General features: G+C 61.3%; 3 protein-coding genes and 1 pseudogene. 2 read left to right on the forward strand and 2 right to left on the reverse strand.

The annotated features are described in order from the left end of the window. Window positions 1–72 precede the first annotated feature (72 nt). Window positions 73–1,446, reverse strand: coding sequence for a malonyl-CoA decarboxylase (locus ACIQ17_RS31690; RefSeq protein WP_398473492.1), 1,374 nt, complete (start codon window positions 1,444–1,446; stop codon window positions 73–75). Between the two features lie 158 nt (window positions 1,447–1,604). On the opposite strand from ACIQ17_RS31690, the gene ACIQ17_RS31695 reads away from it, so the two are divergent. Further along, a complete protein-coding gene (locus ACIQ17_RS31695) occupies window positions 1,605–2,606 on the forward strand; it encodes an ABC transporter substrate-binding protein (RefSeq protein WP_398473493.1) in 1,002 nt (333 codons plus the stop codon). A 155-nt stretch (window positions 2,607–2,761) separates the two neighbouring features. Here the strand turns inward: ACIQ17_RS31695 and ACIQ17_RS31700 are convergent, their stop codons facing one another. Beyond that, window positions 2,762–3,757, reverse strand: a complete 996-nt coding sequence (locus ACIQ17_RS31700) for a flavin reductase (RefSeq protein ID WP_398473494.1) — start codon at window positions 3,755–3,757, stop codon at window positions 2,762–2,764. Window positions 3,758–3,897: 140 nt separating this feature from the next. On the opposite strand from ACIQ17_RS31700, the pseudogene ACIQ17_RS31705 reads away from it, so the two are divergent. Then, a pseudogene (locus ACIQ17_RS31705) lies at window positions 3,898–4,083 on the forward strand (peptidase M29); the annotation flags it as partial.

The following is a 4,083-nucleotide window of genomic DNA, read 5'->3' on the forward strand; positions in this document are numbered from 1 at the left end:
TCATCCCTACGGAGCCTTGATTTTTGACTCGGAGGTTATGGGTCCCGGCGTCCGCCGGGACGACAAGAGCTCTCACTCCGCCCGTGAAAACCGCATGCTGTCCAGCAGCTTCAATCCGCCGCCTTCGGTCTTGAGCAGCTTCTTCACTGCGCTCGATGCCGCGATCTCGTAGTGATCGGCATAGGCTTCGTGGTTCTTCTCGATGTCTTCGAGGCGATAGAGATAATTCACCATCAGGCTGGCGGATTCGCGCAGGCCCTTGGCCGACATATCGCCGAGCCAGTCGATGCGCTCCAGCCGCGCGCCATTGCCGAGATGGAAGCGGGCAACGGAATCCACGGGGCCGCCGCGGGCGTTCTTCGCCTTCAGGAAGTAATGCGCGGCAAGGCCTTCCATCACCGGCTTGAGCTGCTCGCGCAAGGCCGTGTCGTTGACCCAGAGCGGATCGTCGAGCAGGTCCACCAGCGCGCGATCCTCGTTCGTCAGGTTGAGGTCATCCGCCTTCTTCAGCCACTTCATGAAGCCGGGCACCGGCGACAGCGTGACGAAGGTGTCGAGCTTCGGCAATTCGCGACGCAGTTCCTCGACCACCTGCTTGATCAGGAAATTGCCGAAGGAAATGCCGCCGAGCCCGCGCTGGCAGTTCGAGATCGAATAGAACACGGCGGTGCGTGCACGCTCGATGGCAACGGGCTCGCGGTCCTTGGCCAGCAGCGGCGCGATGGCGCCGGGGATGGCTTCGGTCAGCGCGACCTCGACGAAGATCAGCGGCTCGTCCACAAGGGCAGGGTGGAAGAAGGCGTAGCAGCGGCGATCGACGGGATCGATGCGGCGACGCAGGTCGTCCCAGTCGTGGATCTCGTGCACGGCCTCATATTTGATGACCTTCTCGAGAATGTTGGCGGGGGTCGACCAGTCGATCCTGCGCAGCACGAGAAACCCTCTGTTAAACCATGATGCGAACAGATGAATGACGTCGCTGTCGACAGCGTTCAGCTCCTTGTTGCCGTTCTTCAGATCGAGCAGGTCCTCGCGCATCTTGACGAGTTCGCTGGTGCCGCCCGGCGCGCGGTTGAGCCGGCGGAACAATTCCTGCCGCTGCGGCTCGGAGGCGATGTGCAAGGCGCCGGCGCCATCGCTGGTCGGCTTGGCGCGCCAGGCCTCGATGGCCTTTTCCAGCTTGTCGCGATCCGGTCCGTATTTATGCGCCAGCGTCTCGAAGAACATCACGCGACCCGCGTCGTCCAGCGACTGGTAGCGATCCAGCACGCCGCGCGCGATCGCCGTGCCCGATGCTTCGCCGCGGCCGGAGAGCAATTCGGCGCACAGGTCGATCAGGTCGATGGCATTCTGTTTGGGATCCACCGAGGCAGGGCCGAGCCGCAACAGGTTGCGGCCGCGCTCCGAGATCGAGGCGAGGAGGTCGGAGAAGAAGTCATTGCTCATGTTGAATCAATTCCCGGCTGGAAGCCTCACCCACTCACGCGACAATATAGCCCTTTGCGAGGCGTATTGCGCGGTCATTTGAAGCATGAAACAATCGTGAAGGGCAGAGTTTCGGCAAGAGTTTTGCATTCACTATCGGCATCACAAGGGGATACACGATGAAGCGGACTTTTAAGCGTGGCGTGGTTGCGGCTTTGGCTTTGGGGGCAGTGAGTGTGGGGGCGTTGCTGAGCAGCGGCGCGGCATTTGCCCAGCAAACCATCAAGGTGGGCTGGACCATTCCGGCCGAGGAATCCAAATACTGGATGATGAAGCGGCCGCAGGAATTCGCGGATCTCGGCAAGAAATACAACATCGAATGGGTGCAGTTTCAGGGCACCGCGCCGATGACCCAGGCACTGGCCGCCGGCGCGCTGGACTGCGCGACGCAGTCACCGCTGGCGCTGGCCCAGGGCGTGGTCGGTGGTAACCTCAAGGCCTATGTGGTCGCCCAGCACGTGTTCGAAAAGCCGGGCAGCTTCTCGGTCTATTGGGCTGTCAAGGACGACTCGCCGATCAAGACCATTGCCGATCTCAAGGGCAAGACGCTTTCGATCAACACGCTCGGCTCGGGCATCTATGGCCCGATGGCGATCCTGCTGAAGCAGGCCGGCCTTGATCCTGCGAAGGATATCAAGATGGTTGAAGTCGGCTTCGCGCTCTCGGAAGAAGCGCTGCGTTCGGGCCGCGTCGACTCCGCCGTGATGAACCAGCCTTTCGCCGCGCGCATGGAAGCCAAGGGCGGCACGCGCAAGCTGTTCTCGCTGTCGCAGCAGCAGGAAGGCATCGTGCACATCCTCGAAGCCTGCCGCGCCGATTTCGTGGACAAGAACCCCGATCTCGCCAAGGCCTATGTGCGTGACCTGACCCTGGGCATGCAGAAGGCGCTCGCCAATCGCGAGGAGACGTTGAAGGTTGTCAACGAGGTGATGAAGGCGCCGATTCCGGTGCTGGAAACCTATCTCCTGAAGGAAAACGATTTCGCCCGCGACCCGGGCGCAGCGCCGAATTTCGATGCGATCCAGAAGATGCTCGACGTCTATGTCGAGACCGGGATGCTGTCGAAGAAGGTCGATGTGTCCGCGTGGAAGAACCCGAGCGTCGTCGCGCCGATCAAGTGAGGCGAGACGTTGGAAATGCAAAATGGCCGGGCTTGTCCCGGCCATTTTCGCAGGATCGTAGGATGGGTAGAGCGCAGCGAAACCCATCACCACATGCACCGAGCGTGCTGTGATGGGTTTCGCTCCGGCGCTGTCGCGCCTGCGCTCTACCCATCCTACGGCTCCGGCGTTTCGTTGTTGTCGATCAGCAAATCCAGCGCATATTTGATGGTCGCGCGTTCGTCGTCGTTGAAGCGGTCGAGCACCGACGCCTCATGCGTCAGCGCCGCCTGCAGCACCGGCTTCACGCGCGCACGTCCCTTCGCCGTGAGATGCAGCGTCACGCGGCGGCGATCATTCGACGCGCTCTTGCGCTTGAGAAGCTCGTCACCTTCCATCCGGTCCAGCGTCTTGGTCAGCCCCGGCTGTTTCATCAGCGCCATGGCGGCGAGTTCGCCGACAGAGAGGCCCTCGACATCGGTGAGGCAGGCCAGCACGCGCCATTCCGGCACCGTGAGGTCCCATTCCTTCAGTCGCGCGTGAAATTCACTGGAGACATTGAAGCTCGCGCGCGCCAGCAGATAGGGCAGGTAGTTGCGCGCAAAACTGTCTGACGCAAGCGGTGGCGCCTGCCGTTGTCCCTTGTCGATGCGACGCATCTGGCCGGAGTGAAACACCAGCGGATCGTGAATGCGTTCGACGAAGCGCACGACTTCACCGACGAGAATGGTGTGATCGCCGCCGGGATAGCGCGCCCATGTCTTGCATTCGAAGATGGGGGCGAGCCCATCGATCAGCGGCGCGCCGGTGACGCCAGGGCGGTGATCGATATCGGCAAATTTATCGGAGCCACGACGGCCGAAACGCATCGCGAGTTCGCCATGATCTGCGCCGAGAAAGTGGATCGCAAAGGCGTCCGCTTCCACGAATGGATCGTGGCTCGGTGAAGACTTGGCGACGCTCCACAGCACGAGCGGTGGATCAAGCGAGACGGAAGAAAACGAGTTCGCCGTCATGCCGAGCGGGTGATCGCCGGCCTGTGCCGTGACGACGGTGACGCCGGTGGGAAACTGGCCGAGCGCTTGACGGAAGGTCGCGGGATTGATCGGCTGCGCAGCATCCGGCTTTGCGTCAGGGGACGGAACGTGATGCGCCGGTCTGTCAGTCGCCATGAAGTTCGCCGCTCCGGGAACGCGCACTGCCTTCAAAACAAGCGTCGCGCTGTCCTTTTAATCTTAAAAATATTCCTTTTCATATAACATGACCGCGCCTATCATCCAACGATAATCGCTACAAAACATGGAGAGGCAACATGCTGGCGGATCGCATCGAGGCGAAATGGATCGACGCATTCTGCGAGATTTTCGAGCGTTGTGCGGTCAAGCCCGGCGACACTGCGGCAATCCTCTCCGAGACGCAATCGCGCGCGCTGAATGTGCACCTTGCCGAATTGGCATTGCTCCGCATGGGCGCAAAACCGTTCCATGTCGTGATCCCT

The sequence above is a fragment of the Tardiphaga sp. genome (assembly GCF_044340795.1).
Lineage (GTDB): Bacteria > Pseudomonadota > Alphaproteobacteria > Rhizobiales > Xanthobacteraceae > Tardiphaga.

Coding starts and splice junctions, on each gene's coding strand:
- ACIQ17_RS31695 (WP_398473493.1), top strand. CDS start 1,605: ATGAAGCGGACTTTTAAGCGTGGCGTGGTTGCGGCTTTGGCTTTGGGG.
- ACIQ17_RS31700 (WP_398473494.1), bottom strand. CDS start 3,757: ATGGCGACTGACAGACCGGCGCATCACGTTCCGTCCCCTGACGCAAAG.
- ACIQ17_RS31690 (WP_398473492.1), bottom strand. CDS start 1,446: ATGAGCAATGACTTCTTCTCCGACCTCCTCGCCTCGATCTCGGAGCGC.